Source organism: Arthrobacter sp. KUASC02 (assembly GCF_059739395.1).
On the sequence record NZ_AP046053.1, the window covers coordinates 3,002,285 to 3,023,042 of the forward strand.

The following is a 20,758-nucleotide window of genomic DNA, read 5'->3' on the forward strand; positions in this document are numbered from 1 at the left end:
TGGCTGCCCGGGCAACTAGCTGTCCAGGCAGGTGGGCCCGAGGAGCACCTTGAGGTCGCCGAACAGTGATGGACTCGGGTTGACCCTCAGGTGCACCGGAAGCGCCATCACTTCCACCCTTGTGTCGCCTTGCAGGTGCAGCCTGACTTCCGAATTGCCGCGGTGGGTCCGCAGTACGTCGCCAAGCTCCGTCACCACAGCCTCTGTGGCCTTGTGCGTCTGCATGGTGATCACCAGCGGCCCGTTCAGGCCCTCGCTGAGGTCCGGGACGGACAGCTCCATGCAGTTCAGGGCGACTGCGCCGTCGTCGCGGCGCTGCAGCCGGCCCTTGACCACCACGACCAGGTCTTCGGCCAGCACGGACGCGATGGGACCGTACACCTGGCCGAAGAACATGACCTCGATTGAGCCACCCAGGTCCTCGATTTCCGCGCGGGCATAGGCGTTGCCGCTGGCTTTCGCGATCCGCCGGCTCAGGGAGGTGATCATGCCCGCAATGGTGATGATGGCGCCGTCGTGCGGGCCGTCCTCGGCGATGACCGAGGTGATGGACTGGTCGGCGTGCTGGCTCAGCAGCCCTTCGAGGCCTTGCAGCGGGTGGTCCGAGACATAGAGGCCCAGCATGTCGCGTTCGAAGGAGAGCTTGTCCTTTTTCTCCCACTCGGGAAGGTCCGGGATTTCGATGCTCAGGGACGCTTCGGATTCGGCCTCGTCGAAACCGGCGAAAAGGTCGAACTGCCCGATCGCTTCGTTGCGCTTGAGGGTGATGACTGAGTCGATGGCTTCTTCATGGATCATGGCAAGCGCGCGCCTGTGGTGGTTCAGGGAGTCGAACGCCCCCGCCTTGATCAGCGATTCAATGGTGCGTTTATTGCACACCACCGCCGGGACCTTCATGAGGTAGTCCTTGAAGGACGTGTACGCGCCTTCCTTTTCCCGCGCCGCCACCATGGCTTCGACGGCGTTCACGCCGACGTTGCGGATCGCTCCCATGCCGAAGCGGATGTCGTTGCCCACAGGGGTGAAGTTCAGGGCTGACTCGTTGACGTCGGGCGGCAGCACCGTAATGCCCATGCGCCGGCATTCGTTCAGGTAGATCGCCGATTTGTCCTTGTCGTCGCCCACCGAGGTCAGCAGCGCAGCCATGTATTCCGGCCCATAGTGCGCCTTCAGGTACGCGGTCCAATAAGAGATCACACCGTAGGCGGCCGAGTGCGCCTTGTTGAAGGCGTAGTCGGAGAACGGGAGCAGGATGTCCCAGAGGGTCTTGACCGCGGCCATGGAATAGCCGTTGTCCTGCATGCCCTGGGAGAAGCCGGCGAACTGCTTGTCCAGCTCGGACTTCTTCTTCTTGCCCATGGCGCGGCGCAGGATGTCGGCCTGGCCCAGGGTGTAGCCGGCGAGCTTCTGCGCCACGGCCATAACCTGCTCCTGGTACACGATCAGCCCGTAGGTGCCGCCGAGGATTTCGGAGAGCGGCTCTTCCAGCTCGGGGTGGATCGGGATGACTTCCTGGATCTTGTTCTTGCGCAGCGCGTAGTCGGTGTGGGCGTTGGCGCCCATGGGACCGGGCCGGTACAGGGCCAGCACCGCGGAGATGTCTTCGAAGTTGTCGGGCTTCATCAGCTTGAGCAGCGAACGCATGGGGCCGCCGTCGAGCTGGAACACGCCCAGGGTGTCTCCCCGGGCCAGCAGCTCGTAGGACGCGGTGTCGTCGAGTTCCAGGGTTTCGAGGTCCAGATCGATGCCGCGGTTCATCTTGATGTTTTCCAGGGCGTCCGAAATGATCGTCAGGTTCCGCAGGCCGAGGAAGTCCATCTTGATCAGGCCGAGGCCTTCGGACGTCGGATAGTCGAACTGCGTAATGACCTGGCCGTCCTGGAAGCGGCGCATGATCGGAATCACGTCGATGATGGGGTCCGAGGACATGATGACGCCGGCGGCGTGCACGCCCCACTGCCGTTTCAGGCCTTCGATGCCCAGCGCCGTTTCGAAGACCTTGGCGGCCTCCGGGTCGGTGCTGATCAGCTGGCGGAAGTCACCGGCTTCGCCGTAGCGCTTTGCTTCCTTGTTCTGAATGTCGGCCAGCGGAATGTCCTTGGCCATCACGGCCGGCGGCAGCGCCTTGGTCAGCGTCTCGCCCATGCTGAAGGGGTAGCCCAGCACGCGCGAGGAGTCCTTCAGGGCCTGCTTGGTCTTGATGGTGCCGTAGGTGACGATCATGGCCACGCGTTCGTCGCCGTACTTGCGCGTGACGTAGTCGATCACTTCGGAGCGGCGCCGGTCATCGAAGTCGACGTCGAAGTCAGGCATGGAAACGCGGTCCGGGTTCAGGAAGCGCTCGAAGATCAGGCCGTGGTGCAGCGGATCCAGGTCGGTGATGCGCATGGCGTAGGCCACCATGGAACCTGCACCCGAGCCACGCCCGGGACCCACGCGGATGCCGTTGTTCTTGGCCCAGTTGATGAAGTCTGCCACCACGAGGAAGTAGCCCGGGAAGCCCATGGAGGTGATGACTTCCAGCTCATAGTCGGCCTGCTTGCGGACCTTGTCCGGGATGCCCTTCGGATAGCGGTACTGGAGTCCCTTATCCACTTCCTTGACCAGCCAGGACGTCTCGTCCTCCCCCTCCGGGCAAGGGAACCGGGGCATGTAGTTGGCCCCAGTGTTGAACGAGACTTCACAGCGCTCGGCGATCAGCAGCGTGTTGTCGCACGCATCGGGGTGGTCGCGGAACAGTTCGCGCATTTCCTGCGGTGACTTCAGGTAGTAGCCGCTGCCGGAGAAGGCAAAGCGGGAACCGCCGTTGTCGTAGGTCGGCTCCAGCAGGGTGGATCCGGACTGGATGGCCAGCAGGGCCTCATGCGCCTTCGCATCGTGCTCGTGCGTGTAGTGCAGGTCGTTGGTGGCCACCAGCGGCAGGTTCAGCTCCTTGGCCAGGCGCAGAAGGTCGCCCGTGACGCGACGCTCGATATCCAGGCCGTGGTCCATGAGCTCACAGAAGTAGTTCTCCGCGCCGAAGATGTCGCGGAACTCTGCAGCAGCCTCCAGCGCTTCGCGGTACTGGCCGAGCCGCAGGCGGGTCTGGACCTCACCCGACGGGCAGCCGGTGGTGGCGATGAGCCCTTCGGAGTAGGTGTTCAGCAGCTCGCGGTCCAGTCGGGGCCATTTGCCGAAGACCGAATCCAGTGAGGCGATCGACGAGGCCCGGAACAGGTTCCGCATGCCCACGTTGTTGTAGCTCAGCAGCGTCATGTGCGTGTAGGAGCCACCGCCCGAGACGTCGTCCTTGCGCTGGCTTTCCTCGCCCCAGCGGACGCGGCTCTTGTCCCCGCGGGCGGTCCCGGGAGTCACATAGGCTTCGACGCCGATGATCGGCCTGATGCCCTTGTCCGTGGCCCGCTTCCAGAAATCGAAGGCGCCGAAGAGGTAGCCGTGGTCGGTGGTGGCCAGCGCGGGCATGCCCAGACGCTCGGTTTCATCGAAGAGCTCACCGAGCCGGGCGGCGCCGTCCAGCATCGAGTACTCGGTGTGGTTGTGGAGATGGACAAACGAGTCATTGCTGGAAGTCACCGGACCATTCTAGTGCCGGGCAGGGACAGTTCCGGCTCAGGCGTCCCCGGAGGCCAGAACTTCCAGTGCATACGCAAGATCCTGCGGGTACTCACTGGTGACTGTCACGCGCTCTCCGGTCCTGGGGCTGTCGAACCCGAGCTGCCGGGCGTGGAGCCACTGCCGGGTCAGTCCCAGGGTTGCGGCAAGCCGCGGATCGGCTCCGTAGGTCAGGTCACCGGCGCAGGGGTGGCGCAGGGCCGAAAAGTGGACGCGGATCTGGTGGGTGCGGCCGGTTTCCAGGTGCACTTCCACGAGCGACGCCTTACCGAAGGCCTCCAGGACCTCGTAGTGGGTCACGGATTCCCGGCCGTCCTCGATGACGGCAAAGCGCCAGTCATGGCCGGGGTGGCGGCCGATGGGTGCATCGATCGTGCCCGCCAGGGGATCCGGCAGTCCCTGGACCACTGCGTGGTACACCTTGTCCACTGTGCGCTCCTTGAAGGCGCGTTTGAGCGCCGTATAGGCGCGTTCGGACTTGGCCACCACCATGGCACCTGACGTGCCGACGTCGAGGCGGTGCACGATGCCCGCCCGCTCGGGTGCTCCCGACGTCGAAATCCGGTAACCGAGACCGGCCAGTCCCCCCACCACCGTGGGTCCCACCCAGCCCGGGGACGGGTGGGCGGCCACACCCACCGGCTTGTCGATGACGACGAAGTCCTCATCGTCCAGCAGTACCTTCAGGCCTTCCACAACTTCCTCCACGACTTCCAGGGGGTCCCGCCGTTCCGGGACAACGACTTCCAGCACGGTGCCGGAGGCCAGCTTCAGGGACTTGCCCACTGCTTTGCCTGCGGAGCTGACGTTGCCCTCGGCGATCAGGGTGGCCGCCTGGGACCGGGATATGCCCATCAGCTTGGCGAGGCCCGCATCGACGCGGGTGCCGGCCAGCTCTTCGGGAACGGTGAGTTTCTCAGGCATCGGTGCCCTCCGCCGGCTTCTGGACCCGTGAACCGTCCAGCGAAATACCGCGAAGCGTCAGCAGGCAGATGATCACGACGGCCGAGACAACAGCGGAATCGGCGATATTGAAGATCGCAAAATTGGGCAGCTGGATGAAGTCCACCACGTGGCCCATGGCGAAGGACGGCTCCCGGAACAGCCGGTCCGTGAGGTTGCCCAGGGCACCGCCAAGTAGCAGGCCCAGCGCCAGGGACCACCAGGCGGAACCAAGTTTCCGAAGCTGGAAAAGAATGGCAACGGAGACGCCGGCCATGATGATCGTGAAAACCCAGGTGACATTCTCGCCGATGGAAAACGCTGCCCCGGAGTTCCTGATGTAGTACCAGTGCAGCAGCGGGGGCAGCACCGGGATGCGCTCCCCCTCCACCATCGTGGAGGTGACCCACAGCTTGGTGAGCTGGTCGAAGACGTAGGCGAAAACAGCGAAGCCGGCGAAGAGCGTCAGCAGGACCGCCTTTCGCGGCCGGGCTTGCGTCGTTGCTGGCTGCGCTGCGGCAGGTGCTGTTTCGTCAGTCATAAAGCTTTCATTCAGGAGCCAGTCCCGGGACTGGAGGGAAACTGCTGGTGCCCGCTGCTGGCAGCGCCGGTAGCGGTTAATGGCAAAAGCCGGCGGCCGAGGAGTCCTCAGCCACCGGCTTTCAGAATACTTGCTAAACGGCGGGGCTGCCGTCGCCAACCTCCGGCGCAGCCACGGAACCGCGGGCATCCAGGTCGCGGAGCTGACCTTCGATGTATGCCTTCAGGCGTGAGCGGTAGTCGCGCTCGAAGCCGCGCAGCTGTTCCACCTTGCGCTCCAGGACGGACCGCTGCTGTTCCAGGGCGCCGAGGATCTTGCGGGACTTCTCCTGCGCGTCGTTGACCAGGCTGCTGGCTTCGATCTGCGCTTCGGCGATGATCTTGTCCTTCTGCTGCTGACCGTCGGCGACGTGCTTGTCGTGCATCTGCTGCGCCATGGCCAGGAGGCCTGCGGCGGACTCCGCGGTCGGGTTGACCGCGGAAGGGGCCGGAGCGGCAACCGGGGCAAGGGCCGCTGCCGGCTCGGGAGCCTTCTTCTTGGCTTCGGCGGCGGCCTTGGCTTCGGCTTCCGCCTTGGCCCTGGCTTCGTCCTTTTCGGCCTTGACCGGGGCGGGGACCTTCTCCACCACCGGCGCCGCTACTGCGGAGCTGGCGGGCGTGCCTGAGCCGCTCTCGGCAAGCTTCTTGCGAAGCTCGTCGTTCTCTTGGTTCAGGCGGCGCAGTTCGACGACGATTTCGTCCAGGAAGTCGTCAACTTCGTCCTGGTCGTAGCCTTCGCGGAACTTGGTCGGCTGAAAGCGCTTGTTGACAACGTCTTCTGGCGTCAAAGCCATCTGGTCACCTCGTTGGTCTAGTTAGTCAGTAGGCCTTCCGGCCGTCAAAACTACGGTACCTAAATATGGTCTGGTTCCTCTAATTCAACACTGAGGTGTCAAACCGGAGATTCTACGCGATGCCGTGGATGGCGGTTTCCCGTCCTGCTACTGCGCCGCAAGCTGTAATGAAAATTACGCGAGATTCCTCACGATTGCCATAGCCACGCTGATGGCTATGAAGAACAGCAAAAATCCGAGATCCAGCGAAATCCCGCCCAGGCGCAAGGGTGGAATGAGGCGCCTCAGCACCTTCAGCGGCGGATCTGTGACGGAATAGACAGTGTGGGCCGCCACCAGTGCCGCACCCCGGGGCCGCCACTCACGGGCAAACATCTGCACCCAGTCGTAGACCAGCCGGATGATTAATGCCACAAAAACGAATAATAAAGCGATATAGATAAGTCCGAAAACAATTCCCATGAGTTAACTCATATCTCCATGTTCATTCCGGATCCCGCAGTCTCCTGTTGCCATTCTTATCTATTTCAGCACGGATGCCAGACAGGTGTCCTGCCTGGCATCCGTTCGGCTCCGGAGCTAGCTCTGGTTGAAGAAGCTGGCCTGGGTCTCGCTGACCTTTTTGTCATCGCCGATGACCTCGATGTACGACGGCGAGAGCAGGAACACCTTGTTCGTGACCCGTTCGATGCTGCCGCGGAGGCCGAACACCAGGCCGGCGGAGAAGTCGACCAGGCGCTTGGCATCGGCTTCGCCCATGTCCGTGACGTTCATGATCACAGGGATGCCGTCACGGAAGCTTTCGCCGATCAGCTTGGCATCGTTGTAGGACCGCGGGTGGATCGTGGTGATCTGGCGGAGTCCGGTGGTCTCTTCGCGGCTCGAGGCCGCGCGCTTGATAGGTGTCACAGGTGCGCGATATTCCTCTTCGGCGGCGTGTGGAGTCGGCGTTTCGCGGGCGACCTCGCGGACGGGCGCCGGCGCCCGGCGTTCCTCGCGGTCATGCTCCATTGAATCGTCCTCGTCTTTGTGCGGTGTGTGGTGCTCAGACTCGTAGTGTTCATCGCCATCGGCGAGCCCAAGATAGATCATTGTCTTGCGCAGAGCGCCAGCCATGGTCGACTCCTAATCGTGTCCGTAAGCGGGCCGCTGAGTTGACTTGACAGTATTGGAATCCCCGCCATTCTCTTCCAATACTTTGACGCTACCGCAACGCAGGACGCGAACCCAATATATCCGAGCCTATTCTCAGGTGTGTCGCACCCGCCCTGACGGCGGATTCCAGATCCTGGCTCATGCCCGCGGAAATCCCCGAAGCCGAGGGGTGGTCCCTGAGCAGATGCGCCGAAATTTCGGCCAGTTTGGCGAACGCCGCCTCCGGATCCGAACCCAGCGGAGCCACTGCCATCAGGCCTGCCAGTACAATCCCCGGCGACCCCGCCAACTGGTCGGCCAGGCCCGGTACCTCCAAGCGGCTGGCGCCGCCCCGGTGGCTTCCGGCGTCTTCGTCGAGGCTGACCTGGATGAAGCACTCGAGCGGACCCCGGCCGGTCCGCTCCTGCTCGGCGGCCACGGACCGGGCAAGGGCGGCTGCCAGCTGCGGCCGGTCCACGGAATGGATCGCATGGGCATACCGGACCACGGACTTGGCCTTGTTGCTCTGCAGCTGCCCCACAAAATGCCAGCGCAGTCCGAGTTCGCCGAGGGCTGAGGCTTTCTCTGACGCTTCCTGGTCCCTGTTCTCACCGACGTCGGTGACTCCCAGGGCAGCCAGCCTGCGGACGTCGTCGGCAGGGTGGAATTTGGTCACGACGATCAGCTTCGGCGGGTTGTCCTGCCGGCCGGCGGCTTCCGCGGCGGCGGCAATCCTCCCCCGGACCGCGGCCAGGCGGCCCTGGATCTGGAGCAGGCGGGGGTCGTCGGCGGCTGTTACCTCCCGGGGTTCACTCACCGGTCCACACCAATCCGGCGAACCGGCCCGTGGCCGGGTTCCCGCGGTAGGAGAACAGATTGTCGTTTTCGAGGGTGCAGGGTCCGGAATACTCCACGACGACCCCGCAGGCTTCCAGCTGGCTGCGCGCCCCGGCCGGCAGGTCCAGGCCGGGGGTGCCCCAGGAAGTTGTGGTCCAGGTGGCAGGAACGGCCGCGGCGACGTCGTCCCGCATGCCTTCCGGCACTTCGTAGCAGGATCCGCAGATTGACGGGCCGATCCAGGCCCGGATGTCTTCGGCCCCCTCGGCGCGCATTCGCTCCACCGTTGCCGGCAGGACACCGCTGGCAACACCCGGACGGCCCGCATGGGCAACTGCCAGGACCGGCTGTCCCCCCGATGTTGTCCCGGCAAGGACGACCGGGACGCAGTCCGCCACCATGACGGCAAGCGGACGACCGGAAGACACCATCGCATCAGCGGTCGGCGCGGCCGGGCAGGCCGCCTCGCCGTCGCCGTCGCCGTCTCCGATAAAGGCGACGGTATTGCCGTGCACCTGGTTCATGTACTGGAAGCCGCCCGCCGCCAGGCCTGCTTCGGCCTCAACGAGTTCACGCCGGCGGCGCACTTCAGCCGGATCGTCCCCCACGTGGAGGGCGAGGTTTCCGGCCCCGGCGTCAGTGAATGCCACCCAGACGCCGGGCCGGACTTCGGTTCGCCACCAAAACAATCAAAACACCGCTAACTGACGAGCTGATAAAACGTCCTGCCAATGCCTGCTTCCGGAAGTACCTACTTCAGGAAGTCCGGGACATCCAGGTCGTCCGAGCGGCTGCCGGAAAGGTCCGGCTCCACTACCGAGGGAAGGTCGACGTCGAAGCCTGAGTCGGCGGGGACGGCAGAGGGACGCTGCTGACCCCAGTTGCTGAGACCCGAAGCTCCGATGCCGGCGTGTACGGGCTGAACGTGCTGCGACGGCGCCTGCGAGGGGGCAGGAGCAGAGGCGGGCGCAGCGGGGCGCTGCGGGGCAGCCTGCGGCTGCGACTGGTCCATGGACGGCGAGGTGGCTTTGACGTCGTCGAAGCCGGCCGCGATGACCGTAACGCGGGCCTCGTCACCGAGGGCGTCGTCGATGACGGCACCGAAGATGATGTTGGCTTCGGGGTGCGCCACTTCCTGGACCAGGCGGGCAGCTTCGTTGATTTCGAAGAGTCCGAGGTCGGAGCCGCCCTGGATGGACAGCAGGACACCGTGGGCGCCGTCGATCGAAGCCTCCAGCAGGGGTGAAGCGATGGCGAGTTCCGCGGCCTTGACGGCACGGTCCTCTCCACGTGCCGAGCCGATGCCCATCAGCGCGGAACCCGCGCCCTGCATCACGGACTTGACGTCTGCGAAGTCGAGGTTGATCAGGCCCGGGGTGGTGATCAGGTCGGTGATGCCCTGGACACCGGACAACAGGACCTGGTCGGCGGAGCGGAAGGCGTCCAGGACCGAGACATTGCGGTCGCTGATGGACAGGAGCCGGTCGTTGGGGATGACGATCAGGGTGTCGACTTCGTCGCGGAGGGCGTCGATGCCCGCCTCGGCGGAACCTGCACGACGGCGGCCCTCGAAGGTGAACGGGCGGGTGACAACGCCGATGGTGAGCGCGCCGAGCGAACGGGCAATGCGGGCCACGACGGGTGCGCCGCCGGTACCCGTGCCGCCACCTTCGCCAGCGGTCACGAAGACCATGTCCGCGCCGCGGATGACCTCTTCGATCTCGTCGGCGTGGTCCTCGGCCGCCTGCTTGCCGACCTCCGGGTTTGCACCGGCTCCGAGACCACGCGTCAGCTCGCGGCCGACGTCAAGTTTGACGTCGGCGTCGCTCATGAGCAGAGCCTGGGCATCGGTGTTGATTGCGATGAATTCGACACCGCGGAGACCGACTTCGATCATGCGGTTGACTGCGTTCACGCCACCGCCGCCGATGCCGACGACCTTGATGACGGCCAAGTAATTCTGCGGAGCTGCCACGTTACGTGTCCCTTGTTCGTGTCCTATTGCGAAAACTGATGGAGTCGTGCTTGAAAGTTCCAACCTTAACCTTCGACTTGAAGGTTATAGTTATGTCAAGTAACTCATGCTGTGACGCTATTTCCTATGCCTGAGACATTCAATGACCTGATCCGCGTGTCGTTGGAATACCCGCTAAATAGAGCGGAAATCGCCGTGGATGACGGCTGCCGGCCCGCCGGTCCCAGAGCGCAGGTGAATGCCTGTCCCGCTGCTTGCGCGGGGAGGCCGTCCACTATCGTGTCACGGGATGCCGCGGCACGCTGACATCGTAGACCTGGACGGGATTCTTGGGGTTGGCCGGCGCCTTCAGCAGGGCTTCGAGCACCTTGGCTTTGAGTTCCTTCTCCCCCGCGTTGCCCCAGACAATGGTCTGTCCGTCCACAAGTTTGAGTTCGACGGCGTCAACGGATTTCGCCGACGCATCGGACAGCCTGGCGAGGACGTCGGCAGGCAGCGCGGCCAGCACCGCGGTGATGGCCTTGAAAAGATCCTTGCCGATCACCCCTGCCCCGCCGTCGATCACCGGTAGCAGGATGCTGTCCGGATCCTGGGTGGTGCCGAGCTGCACGCCGTCAACATCAACAAGCTGGAACACCTCCCCCTGTTTCACCAGGGCCACCGGGGTGCGTTCATGGATGTGGACCACCAAGACCGACGGCGGCCGCGCTTCCGTGGTCACGTCCCTGACCTGCACGAGCGGTTGCAGCAACTGCTTCACTTCGTCGTCATGAACCTGCGGCAGCGGCTTGCCGCGCAGCGGCCCGAGGGCGTCCTGGACCTGCTGCGGCGTGAGCATTTTGGTTCCGTCCACGGACACCGTCTGCACGGCGAACACCGGCGAATAGACGGCGGCCGCCAGCAGGCCGGCCACCAGTGCAGCGACGATGCACACCGCCAGGATGATGTTCCGCCGGATCCGCCTGCCCTTGGGCTCCGGGAAGGACAGCACATTGTCCGTGGCGCGGTCGGGAGTTGATGCGCCTTCCGCCGCGGGCGCGGGCTTGGACGCGGAAATCACGTCCGCGCGGCCGTTTCCCGGTTCGGCCTTGCCTTTGCCCGCGGGTGCCCCCGTCTTGTACGTGGGCCGGCGCGTGCTAGGCATCCGGCGCCTCTGCCGCTAGTGCCGCCACGATCAGCGGGCCGAAGGCGGTGACGTCGCCGGCACCGGCGGTGAGCACAATGTCCCCGGGCGCAGCGTTGGCCACGACGGCGCGGACTGCCTCGTCGGCAGCTACGAGCCGGCCGCCCCCGGAGAGGCGGTCACCGATCAGCTGGCTGCTGACCCCGGGAATGGGATCCTCGCGGGCAGGATAGATGTCCAGCACCAGAGCGGTGTCTGCAGCGTTGAGCGCCTCGGCAAACTCGGCAGCAAACTCGCGTGTGCGGGAGAACAGGTGCGGCTGGAAGAGTACATGAACCTTGTGGTTCCCGGCGACGGATCGTGCCGCAGCCAGCGCCGCCCGGACTTCCGTGGGGTGGTGGGCGTAGTCATCGTAGACCCGGACACCCCGTCCCTCGCCTTTGAATTCAAAGCGCCGCGAGGCTCCGGAGAAATGGGCCAGGGCACCGGAGGCGGGGCCGGGGTCGACGCCCAGCTCGAGTGCCACGGCGAATGCCGCGGCAGCATTGAGGGCGTTGTGGCGGCCGGGAACCTGGAGCTCCAGCGCAAACTTTCCCGCGGGGGTGGATACCCACACGTCGCCCGGTCCGCCGTCGTGCAGCCTCAGCTGCGAATCTTCGGCAGTGCCGTAGGTGACCACCCGGGTGTTGCCCCGTTCCGTTGTCCGCTCCGCCAGTGCGCGTGCGCCGGGGTCATCGGCGCAGGCCACCAGGACGCCGTCGGGCGGGAGCAGTTCGGTGAAGCGGTCAAACGACTCGTAGACGGCCTCGGCGGTGCCGTAGTAGTCGAGGTGGTCCGGTTCCACGTTGGTGACAACGGCAATGTGCGGACGGTAGTTGAGGAACGATCCGTCGGATTCGTCGGCCTCGGCAACGAAGATGTCCGACGTGCCGCTGGCCGCGTTGACCCCCAGTGCCGGGACGTTGGCGCCGATTGCAAACGTGGGGTCCAGGCCGGCGCCCTGCAGCAGCACGGTGATCATCGACGTCGTGGTTGACTTCCCGTGTGTTCCGGCCACCGTGACCACGCGGTCGCCTGCCATGGTCGCCGCCAGTGCCTCGGACCGGTGCAGCACAGGCAGCCCGGCGTCACGCGCGGCCAGGAGTTCCGGATTGTCCGCGCGGATGGCGGAGCCCGCCACCACGGACTGCGCCGCACCCAGGTTGCCCGCGGCGTACCCCACATGGATGCCCGCGCCGGCGGCGGCGAGGTCCGCCATGACGGGCAGGTCCTTGGCGTCGGAGCCGGTCACGGGGACGCCGCGGGCCACCATGATCCGGGCCACGGCGGACATGCCCACGCCGCCCACGCCGATGAAGTGCACGCGGCCCAGGGATTCAAGGCTCTGGGTGCCCGTTGCTGCTGTGGGCGTGGTCATTTGCTTACCGCTTCCAGGACAAGGCCAGCCATGCGCTGGTCTGCGTTTCGGATGCCGAGGGCTTCGGCGCTGGCTGCCATCCTCGCCAGGCGGGCGGGATCCGACAGCAAGGGGATGATTTCACTGCTGACCCATGCGGGCGTGAATGATTCGTCGTCGATCACCAGCGCCCCTCCCGCCGCTACCGGCCCGGCGGCGTTGAGGGCCTGCTCGCCGTTGCCGATCGGGAGCGGGACGAACACCGCCGGGACACCTACGGCCGCGGTTTCGCAGACGGTGGCTGCTCCTGCGCGCCCCACCAGCAGGTCGGCGGCCGCGTAGATGTTCTCCATGCCGTCGACGTACTCCACTTGCCGGTAGCCGTCCGCGGCGAGGGGCTTGCCGTCGCCGTCAAGGACCCCCTTGCCCTTGCCGGTGATGTGGAGTGTCTGGATGCCGGCCTTGGCCAGTGCTTCCACGGACGCTGCGATGGTCCGGTTGATGCTCTGCGCACCGGACGAGCCGCCGGTGACGATGAGCGCGGGCTTGTCCTGGTCGAGCCCCAGCAGGTCACGTGCGGCCTGCCGGGAGCCGGCACGGTCCAGCCCGGATACTTCCTTGCGCATCGGCATGCCGACGTGGCGCGCCCCGCGGAGTTTCGTGCCGGCGAAGGCTACGCCGACGTGATGGCTGAACCGGGCGCCCACCTTGTTGGCCAGGCCGGCCCGCGTGTTGGCTTCATGGATGACGACGGGAATCCGGCGGCGCCGGGCCGCGAGGTAGAGCGGTGTGCAGACGTAGCCGCCAACGCCGACCAAAACGTCGGCATGGGCGTCGTCGAGGATTTTTCCGGCCTGTTTGACCGCGCCCGCCAGCCGTCCGGGGAGCCGCAGCAGGTCCAGCGAGGGCCTGCGCGGGAAGGGCACGCGGTCGATGGTGGCCAGCTCAAGGCCGGCTGCAGGGACCAGCCTGGTTTCCATCCCGCTGGGCGTTCCCACGGCCAGGAGTCGCACGTCCGGACGCGCGTCACGCAACGCGGCCGCAATGGCCAGCAGCGGACTGATGTGGCCCGCTGTTCCGCCGCCGGCAAGGACTACTGACAAAGACTCGGCATTCATTAAGTGCTATTTACGCTTTCGTGAGGTGTGTGGGCGCGCGCCCTTGGTGCGGAACTTGAGCAGCCGTTTGGGCTGGACGCTGGGCGCCATCTGTTCCCGGGCCAACGACAACACTACGCCGACGGCACACAGCGACATCAGCAGCGCCGAACCGCCATAGGAAATGAACGGCAGCGGCACGCCGATGACAGGGACGAGCCCGGTGACCACGGACATGTTGACCGTGGCCTGGCCCAGGAGCCACACCATGATGGTTCCGGCCAGCACACGGTGGAACAGGTCCTCCTGCGCCACCACGACGCGGTAGATTGCGGCACCGAGGATGGCAAAGAGGATGAGTACGACGACGGTGCCCACCAGCCCGAGTTCCTCGCCGATGATCGCGAAGATGAAGTCGTTATGGGCTTCCGGGATCCAGCTGTACTTCTGCCGGCTCTGCCCCAGGCCGACCCCGAGCCAGCCCCCGGAGGCCAGTCCGTACAGGCCGTTGGTTGACTGATAGTTGGCGTCGATGCCTTCGCCGCAGGAATTTCCGGTCCACCACGAGGTAATCCGACACATCCGGTTCGAGCTCGTGACAGCCATGAACCCGGCACCGGCCACGGCAATCAGAGCCGCAATGCCGAACATGTAGATCGGGACGCCGGCGAAGAACAGGGCTGCGGCCATGATCATCATGATGATCATGCCGGTGCCGAGGTCATTTCCGGCCAGGACGAGGCCGATGATGCCGGCGGCAATGGGAAGGACCGGGACCACCACATGCTGCCAGCGGTGGAGCAGTTTGGCCTTGACGGCCAGCACCGTGGCCATCCACAGTGCAAGGGCCAGTTTCGACGCTTCTGACGGCTGAAAGGTGATGCCGCCGAATTCAATCCAGTTCTGGTTGCCGTTGGTGCTGGTGCCGATGAGCAGCACAAGAACCAGGAGCACATAGGCGCCGGCGATCCCCGGCCAGGCGAGGCGCTTAAGCCAGACGACGTTAACCCGCGAGAGTACAAACATCAGGAACACCCCGATGGCGGCGAACATGCCCTGTTTGAGGGCTGCCGTGTACGGCGACTCTCCGGCGGCAATGGCCTCGACGCTGGAGGCGGAGAGAACCATCATGATGCCGATGGCCGTAAGCGCGAGGGTGGAACCCAGGATGAGGTAGTAGGTGGAACCGTTGCGTGACTTTCCGGTTCCTTCCAGCTTCGCCCAGAAGCTTCGGTAGCCGCCGCGTAGCCTGGCCAGCGGAGGCACATGCCCTGACCGGGCAGTCCCGCCTGCCGTAGCCTGGGGCGACGGCGGCCGGGTCCCGGCGGCCTTGCCTGTCCGCGAAGCCGGCGGAAGCCGAGTGGCACCCCGCTGCTTGGCAGCCGGGGCACGGGTGGGCGTGCTGACCATTGTTACTCCTCGCCGGTCTGAGCCTGCCCTTCCACGAGCCCGCGGACAGCTTCAATGAAGGCATCGCCACGGTGAGCGTAGGAAGAGAACTGATCCATGGAAGCAGCCGCCGGGGCCATCAGCACAGTGTCCCCCGGAGAGGCCAGCTGCGCTGCCGCGGCTACGGCCTGGGCCATCACAGTTTCCCCGTAGATCGGCGAGGGCACCGTGCCGGCGTCGTCCGTTTCGGCAGACTGCACATTTTCAGTGTCGCCCTTGCTGCGCCCGATCACGGGGACATCCGGTGCGTGTCGCTTGAGGGCGTCCGAGAGCGGTGCCGTGTCAGCTCCGATCAGGACAACGGCCTTCAAGCGGGATGCCTGTTCCTTGACCAGATCGTCGTAGCTGACACCCTTGGAGAGGCCGCCGGCAATCCAGATGACGTTGCTGAACGCCGACAGGGACGCCGCCGCGGCGTGCGGGTTGGTTGCTTTCGAGTCGTTGATCCACAGCACATCATTGTGGCGGGCAACGAGCTGGATCCGGTGCTCTCCCGGAATGTAGGCCTTCAGTCCCTGCCGGACGGCCTGTGGTTCCACGCCGTACGCCCGGACCAGCGCGGCCGCTGCCAGGGCGTTGGCCACCATGTGGCGCGGGGCCACCGGACCGAGGTCCGCCATGGCGGCCAGCTCAGCGGCGCTGTCCTTGCGCTCGGCGATGAAGGCGCGGTCCACCAGGAGGCCCTCGACCACGCCGAGCATGCTGATGGCCGGCGTCAGCGTGGTGAATCCAACGGCGCGGCAGCCTTCCACGACGTCGGCATCCTCCACCATGCGTTCGGTTTCGATCTGCTCGGCGTTGTAGATGCACGCCTTCTGCGTCTGCCCATAGACCTTGGCCTTGTCGGCCAGGTACGAGGCGTAGGATCCGTGCCAGTCCACGTGGTCTTCGGCGACGTTGAGGCAGACACTTGCCACCGGAGAAACGGAGTGGCTCCAGTGCAGCTGGAAACTCGACAGCTCGACTGCCAGGACGTCGTACTCCACCGGGTCGCGCAGTGCGTCGAGGATGGGCGTGCCCACGTTCCCGACGGCGATGGCCTTGAGCCCGGCGGCCTGCAGCATGGATTCGGTCAGGCCCACGGTGGTGGTCTTCCCGTTTGTTCCGGTGATGGTCAGCCAGTCCGCGGTCTTGCGGCCCTTCCGCTCACGCACCCGCCAGGCGAGTTCCACATCGCCCCAGACCGGGATGTGGGTCCGGGCAGCCAGCGCGAGGAGGGCCTGGTCCGGCCGCCAACCCGGCGAGGTCACGATCAGGTCCGGCTTCTGGCCGTCGATCTTCGGCATGGTGTGCACGGCGTCTTCGCCGAGGAGCACATCCACGGCGCCGACGATCTTCAGCGTGTCCGCCTGGGCGCGGGCCTTCGGGCTCGTGGCCGCGTCCACCACCACCACGCGGGCACCGAGTTCAATCAGGGTGTCCGCGGCAGCGAAGCCGGACACGCCGATGCCCGTCACGACCACACGGAGACCGGTCCAGTCGGAGTCCCAGCTCACCAGGTTCTCGAGCCGGGGGGACGTTGCCAGCGGCGAAGGTATTGGACTGCTCACAGCAGGACCACCCATTCTGCGTAGAAGATGCCAAGGCCTGCGGCGACGAAGAGTCCGCCGAGGATCCAGAACCGAACCACCACGGTGACTTCCGCCCAGCCCTTGAGTTCAAAGTGGTGCTGCAGCGGCGCCATTTTGAAGAAGCGCTTGCCCTTGGTGATCTTGAAGTAGCCCACCTGGATGATCACCGAAAGCGTGATCAAGACGAACAGTCCGCCGATGAAGGCGAGCAGCAGTTCGGTCCGGGACAGGATGGCGAACCCGGCGACGGCGCCGCCGATGGCCAGCGAGCCGGTGTCGCCCATGAAGATCTTCGCCGGAGACGTGTTCCACCACAGGAAGCCCACCAGGGCGGCGCTGAGGATTGCTGCAAGCAGTGCCAGGTCCAGCGGGTCGCGGACGGAATAGCAGCCGCCGCCTGCCTGCCGCGGCGAGCCGCAGGCCTGGTTGCTCTGCCAGATTCCCATCAGCGTGTACGCGCCGAACACCATGACCGATGCCCCGGCAGCCAGTCCGTCCAGACCGTCGGTGAGGTTCACCCCGTTGGTGGCCGCAGTGACGATCAGGTTGGACCACAGGACAAACAGGATGGCGCCCAGGACGGTGCCGCCGAAGGCAAGGTTCAGCCACGGGATGTCCCGCACCAGGGAGATCTGGGTGGATGCGGGAGTGACTCCGTCCGCATTGGGAAAGTTCAATGCCAGGACGGCGAAAATGATGCCGACGGCGCCCTGCAGCACCAGTTTGGCTTTGGCGTTCAGGCCAAGGCTGCGTTGCTTGGAAATCTTGATGAAGTCGTCCAGGAAGCCCACGAGGCCCATTCCCACCATCAGGAACAGCAGCAGGAGCGCGGAGGCCGACGGTCCGGCTGACCGCGGATTCAGCATCCACATGATGAGGTGGGTCAGCGCGTAGCTCAGCAGGACCGCGAAGACCACCACGGTGCCGCCCATGGTGGGCGTGCCGCGTTTCGTGTGATGGGAGGTGGGTCCGTCGTCGCGGATGAACTGGCCGTAGCTCTTCCGTACCAGCAGACGGATGAACAGCGGAGTTCCCACCAATGCAAACAGCAGGGCCAGCCCGGCGCCGATGAGTAGTGCAATCACAGCGACTCGCTCCCTTCATTGGCGGTTGCTCGGACTTGTGGGGGTAATGCTATCCGATCCCCCAGATGCCTCAGTCCCACGCTGTTGGAGGACTTGAAGAGGACCAGATCGCCGGGTTCCAGTTCCCGTTGAAGCAGATCGTAGGCTTCGTCCACGGACTCCGCGAAGACGCATTCGTCCCCCCATGAGCCTTCGTTGACGGCGGAAACGTAGAGCGAACGCGCCTCGCGGCCAACAACCACCAGGCGGGAAATGTTGAGCCGCACCACTTGGGTGCCCACTGCCATGTGCTCCCGGATGGACTCGTCGCCCAGTTCCAGCATGGCGCCCAGCACGGCCCAGGTGCGGCGTCCGCGGCCCAGGTCCGCCAGCGTCCGCAGCGCGGCGCGCATCGATTCAGGGTTGGCGTTGTAGGCATCGTTGATGATGGTGACGCCGTCAGGCCGCTCTGTGCGTTCCATCCGCCACCGGCTGGCTGCGGTCTGTGCACTGAGCGACGCGGTGATCCGTTCCGCCGGGATGCCTGCGGCATAGGCTGCACCGGCTGCTGCCAGGAGGTTGGTGACATGGTGCGCACCGATCAGCCGGCTGCGGACCTGGTGCCCCGCGGCGTTGCCGGGGAAGTTAAGTTCGAACTCGGGATTTCCTGCCGCATTCGTCTCCACGTGGACGGCGCGCAGTCCGGCAGCCGGTACGTCATCTGCGGCCTGCGCGGAAAATCCCAGGACGTTCGCCTTCGTCCTGCTTGTCATGGCGGCGACGCGGCCGTCGTCGAGGTTGAGCACGGCGGTCCCGCTGTCCGGGAGGGCTTCTACAAGTTCGCCCTTGGCAACGGCGATGTTGTCGACGCCGCCAAACTCCCCGGCATGGGCGGTACCGATGCCGAGGACCACCCCGATCTCGGGCCGGACCATGTCTGCGAGGTAGCGGATGTGGCCCACCCCGGTGGCACCCATCTCGATCACAAGGTAACGGGTGTCGAATCCGGCCTTGAATACGGTCAGCGGAACTCCCACTTCGCCGTTGTAGGAACCCTGGGGGGAGACGGTGTTGCCTTCGGCGGAAAGGATTCCGGCGAGGAGGTCCTTGGTGGTGGTTTTTCCGGCCGAACCGGTGATGCCGATTACCGTGAATTCCGAGCCTTCGGCCTCGCGGCGGGCCCGGATCCGGCGCACGGATTCGGCGGCCAGGGCGCCCATGGCGAGGACCGCGTCTTCCACCACAATGGAGGGGTAGGGAGTGCCGGAGTGATCGGCAGCGTCCCGTTCCACCAGGGCAAGGACAGCGCCGCGTTCGAAGGCTGCTCCGATGAAGTCGTGGCCGTCAGCAGTCTCCCCGGGCTTCGCCACGTAGAGGGACCCCTCCGTGGCTTCCCGGGAATCCGTGACCACTGCCGTGGGCGTGATGGTCGGTTCGGCGGCAAGGCGGCCGTCTGTAATTTCGGCAATTTCCGCCGCAGTAAATGCAATCATCTCGGTCTAGGACTCTATCCGCTCGTCATTCAGAACGGTGAATCCACGGGCTGTCAAGGCCTCGCGGAGCTCCACCCTGTCGTCGAGCGCCAGATTGACGCCTTTGACTTCCTGCCATACTTCATGGCCGCGGCCGGCCACGAGGATTGTGTCTTTCGCCTGCGCCATCTCCACAGCCTGCCTGATCGCCGTGTCCCGCGGGAACGACTCCAGGATGGTGCAGCCAAGGCCGGCGGTTTCCTTGGCCTCCTGCGCGCCCGCCAGGACGTCCGCGCGGATCGCAGCGGCGTCCTCGTCGTGGGGGTCGTCATCGCTGATGATCACCACATCCGCCAGCCGGGCGGCGATGGCGCCCATCGCCGGCCGTTTGCCCTGGTCGCGCTGGCCGGTGGCTCCGAAGACCACAATCACCTTCGAGCCGGGCTCGGGTGAGCGCACTGCTTCCAGTGCCCGTTGCAGGGCGTCAGGGTTGTGGGCAAAGTCGACGACGGCGGCCGGGGCGGTGCAGACGAGCTGCATGCGCCCGGGGACGGCCACGGTGAACGGGTCGGCCGCGTCCAGCGCTGACTGCAGCGTCTCTGCGGCGACTCCGCTGGCCAGCACCATGACGGTTGCGAGGGCGGCGTTGGAAACATTGAAGCTGCCCGGAAGCCCCGTGTGAACGCGGAGTTCCGTGCCGTCACGGTGCCGGAGCCGGAACGCCGTACCCAGGCCCCGGGGCGCGGTGTCCGTGACGGCCCAGTCCGCGCCGGATGCTGCGGGATCAATGCCCGGGACTGTCGCCAGGGTGGTGACCGGAATGGCGGCACCGGCGGCAAGGCGGCGGCCCCAGTCGTCGTCCACGGTGATGACCGCCTGCTTGGCGCGGGGGCGTGTAAAGAGCTCCGCTTTGGTCTGGAAATATTCGTCCATGGTGCCGTGCAGGTCCAAGTGGTCCTGGGTCAGGTTGGTGAACCCGGCGACGTCGAACTGCACACCGTCCACGCGGTGGAACGACACAGCGTGCGAGGAAACCTCCATGGAGGCGGCGTCGAGGCCGCGTTCCCGCATCAGGGCCAGCAGTGCGTGGATGTCGGTGGACTCCGGCGTCGTCAGCAGGCTGGGAATGGGCTTACCGCCGGCCAGGATCTCGATGGTGCCGATCAGTCCGGTCTTGCGGCCCAGGGCCTGCAGCAGGGAGTTGATGAAATAGGTGGTGGTGGTCTTGCCGTTGGTGCCGGTGACGCCGAACAGCGAGGGCACAGCGCCGCCATCGGGCCGGCTCTGGTAGATCAGCGCAGCGAGCCCGCCCACCGCGCTCCGGGGCTTGTCAACGACGAGTACCGGCACGGGAGTGTCAGCGGACAGCGCAAGGAGCCTGGCGCCGTCGTCGTCCGTGACAACCGCAACAGCGCCTGCCGTAACGGCCTGCGACACGAAGTCCGCCCCGTGCCGGGTGGCGCCCGGGAGGGCGACGTAGAGGTCGCCCGGCTGCACGGACCTGGAGTTCAGGGAGATCCCGGTGACCGGAATGGCGCTGGACGCCCCGGGAACGACAACGCCGACGGACTCGCCGATGATTCCCAGCGGCACCGCGGCAACGGCGGACGGCCGGAACCCGGAACCGGGAACCGCACCGCTCGTTTCGTCGGTACTGTCTGGGGCATGGTGCTCTGACAAGTGGATCTCCGTTGGTGCTAGTGGATCACACCG

17 protein-coding genes are annotated in these 20,758 nt (G+C 65.6%); all 17 read right to left on the reverse strand.

Annotation, left to right across the window (positions count from 1 at the left end; all coding sequences use genetic code 11):
* Positions 1–15: 15 nt before the first annotated feature.
* The 17 genes from dnaE to AC6JAC_RS14030 all read right to left on the reverse strand — a co-directional run bounded on the left by dnaE (position 16) and on the right by AC6JAC_RS14030 (position 20,725).
* Positions 16–3,573 carry a DNA polymerase III subunit alpha gene (dnaE, locus tag AC6JAC_RS13950; protein ID WP_497965099.1) on the reverse strand — a complete coding sequence of 1,186 codons (3,558 nt, stop codon included), beginning with the start codon at positions 3,571–3,573 and terminating at the stop codon, positions 16–18.
* A 36-nt stretch (positions 3,574–3,609) separates the two neighbouring features.
* A complete protein-coding gene (locus AC6JAC_RS13955) occupies positions 3,610–4,536 on the reverse strand; it encodes an RluA family pseudouridine synthase (RefSeq protein WP_028271745.1) in 927 nt (308 codons plus the stop codon).
* Positions 4,529–5,095: a signal peptidase II gene (lspA, locus tag AC6JAC_RS13960; RefSeq protein WP_028271744.1), complete on the reverse strand. Its 567-nt coding sequence runs from the start codon at positions 5,093–5,095 to the stop codon at positions 4,529–4,531. The genes AC6JAC_RS13955 and lspA overlap by 8 nt, the downstream gene beginning before the upstream one ends.
* Positions 5,096–5,228: 133 nt before the next feature.
* Complete coding sequence (locus AC6JAC_RS13965; protein ID WP_028271743.1) at positions 5,229–5,927, reverse strand: DivIVA domain-containing protein; 699 nt, start codon at positions 5,925–5,927, stop codon at positions 5,229–5,231.
* Between the two features lie 174 nt (positions 5,928–6,101).
* Entirely contained in the window at positions 6,102–6,389 is a 288-nt protein-coding gene (locus tag AC6JAC_RS13970; RefSeq protein ID WP_028271742.1) for a YggT family protein, read from the reverse strand.
* A gap of 117 nt (positions 6,390–6,506) precedes the next feature.
* Complete coding sequence (locus AC6JAC_RS13975) at positions 6,507–7,043, reverse strand: cell division protein SepF (RefSeq protein ID WP_028271741.1); 537 nt, start codon at positions 7,041–7,043, stop codon at positions 6,507–6,509.
* A gap of 88 nt (positions 7,044–7,131) precedes the next feature.
* Positions 7,132–7,878, reverse strand: coding sequence for a YggS family pyridoxal phosphate-dependent enzyme (locus tag AC6JAC_RS13980; protein ID WP_497965103.1), 747 nt, complete (start codon positions 7,876–7,878; stop codon positions 7,132–7,134).
* Positions 7,871–8,587: a purine nucleoside phosphorylase YfiH/LACC1 family protein gene (locus AC6JAC_RS13985; protein ID WP_497965105.1), complete on the reverse strand. Its 717-nt coding sequence runs from the start codon at positions 8,585–8,587 to the stop codon at positions 7,871–7,873. Before AC6JAC_RS13985 ends, AC6JAC_RS13980 begins: the two co-directional genes overlap by 8 nt.
* A gap of 62 nt (positions 8,588–8,649) precedes the next feature.
* Positions 8,650–9,873: a cell division protein FtsZ gene (gene ftsZ / locus AC6JAC_RS13990; protein ID WP_347897452.1), complete on the reverse strand. Its 1,224-nt coding sequence runs from the start codon at positions 9,871–9,873 to the stop codon at positions 8,650–8,652.
* A gap of 274 nt (positions 9,874–10,147) precedes the next feature.
* On the reverse strand, positions 10,148–11,017 hold the full coding sequence (locus AC6JAC_RS13995; protein WP_347897450.1) for a cell division protein FtsQ/DivIB: 870 nt from the start codon (positions 11,015–11,017) through the stop codon (positions 10,148–10,150).
* Positions 11,010–12,413: a UDP-N-acetylmuramate--L-alanine ligase gene (gene murC, locus AC6JAC_RS14000; RefSeq protein WP_497965108.1), complete on the reverse strand. Its 1,404-nt coding sequence runs from the start codon at positions 12,411–12,413 to the stop codon at positions 11,010–11,012. The genes AC6JAC_RS13995 and murC overlap by 8 nt, the downstream gene beginning before the upstream one ends.
* Positions 12,410–13,510: an undecaprenyldiphospho-muramoylpentapeptide beta-N-acetylglucosaminyltransferase gene (gene murG / locus AC6JAC_RS14005; protein ID WP_497965110.1), complete on the reverse strand. Its 1,101-nt coding sequence runs from the start codon at positions 13,508–13,510 to the stop codon at positions 12,410–12,412. The genes murC and murG overlap by 4 nt, the downstream gene beginning before the upstream one ends.
* 6 nt (positions 13,511–13,516) lie before the next feature.
* On the reverse strand, positions 13,517–14,899 hold the full coding sequence (ftsW, locus tag AC6JAC_RS14010) for a putative lipid II flippase FtsW (RefSeq protein WP_028271734.1): 1,383 nt from the start codon (positions 14,897–14,899) through the stop codon (positions 13,517–13,519).
* 2 nt (positions 14,900–14,901) lie between these two features.
* On the reverse strand, positions 14,902–16,503 hold the full coding sequence (gene murD / locus AC6JAC_RS14015) for a UDP-N-acetylmuramoyl-L-alanine--D-glutamate ligase (protein ID WP_043438931.1): 1,602 nt from the start codon (positions 16,501–16,503) through the stop codon (positions 14,902–14,904).
* Positions 16,485–17,594 carry a phospho-N-acetylmuramoyl-pentapeptide-transferase gene (gene mraY, locus AC6JAC_RS14020; RefSeq protein ID WP_028271732.1) on the reverse strand — a complete coding sequence of 370 codons (1,110 nt, stop codon included), beginning with the start codon at positions 17,592–17,594 and terminating at the stop codon, positions 16,485–16,487. The genes murD and mraY overlap by 19 nt, the downstream gene beginning before the upstream one ends.
* Positions 17,591–19,066, reverse strand: a complete 1,476-nt coding sequence (locus AC6JAC_RS14025; protein ID WP_497965113.1) for a UDP-N-acetylmuramoyl-tripeptide--D-alanyl-D-alanine ligase — start codon at positions 19,064–19,066, stop codon at positions 17,591–17,593. The genes mraY and AC6JAC_RS14025 overlap by 4 nt, the downstream gene beginning before the upstream one ends.
* Positions 19,067–19,072: 6 nt before the next feature.
* Complete coding sequence (locus AC6JAC_RS14030; protein WP_497965115.1) at positions 19,073–20,725, reverse strand: UDP-N-acetylmuramoyl-L-alanyl-D-glutamate--2,6-diaminopimelate ligase; 1,653 nt, start codon at positions 20,723–20,725, stop codon at positions 19,073–19,075.
* Positions 20,726–20,758 lie beyond the last annotated feature (33 nt).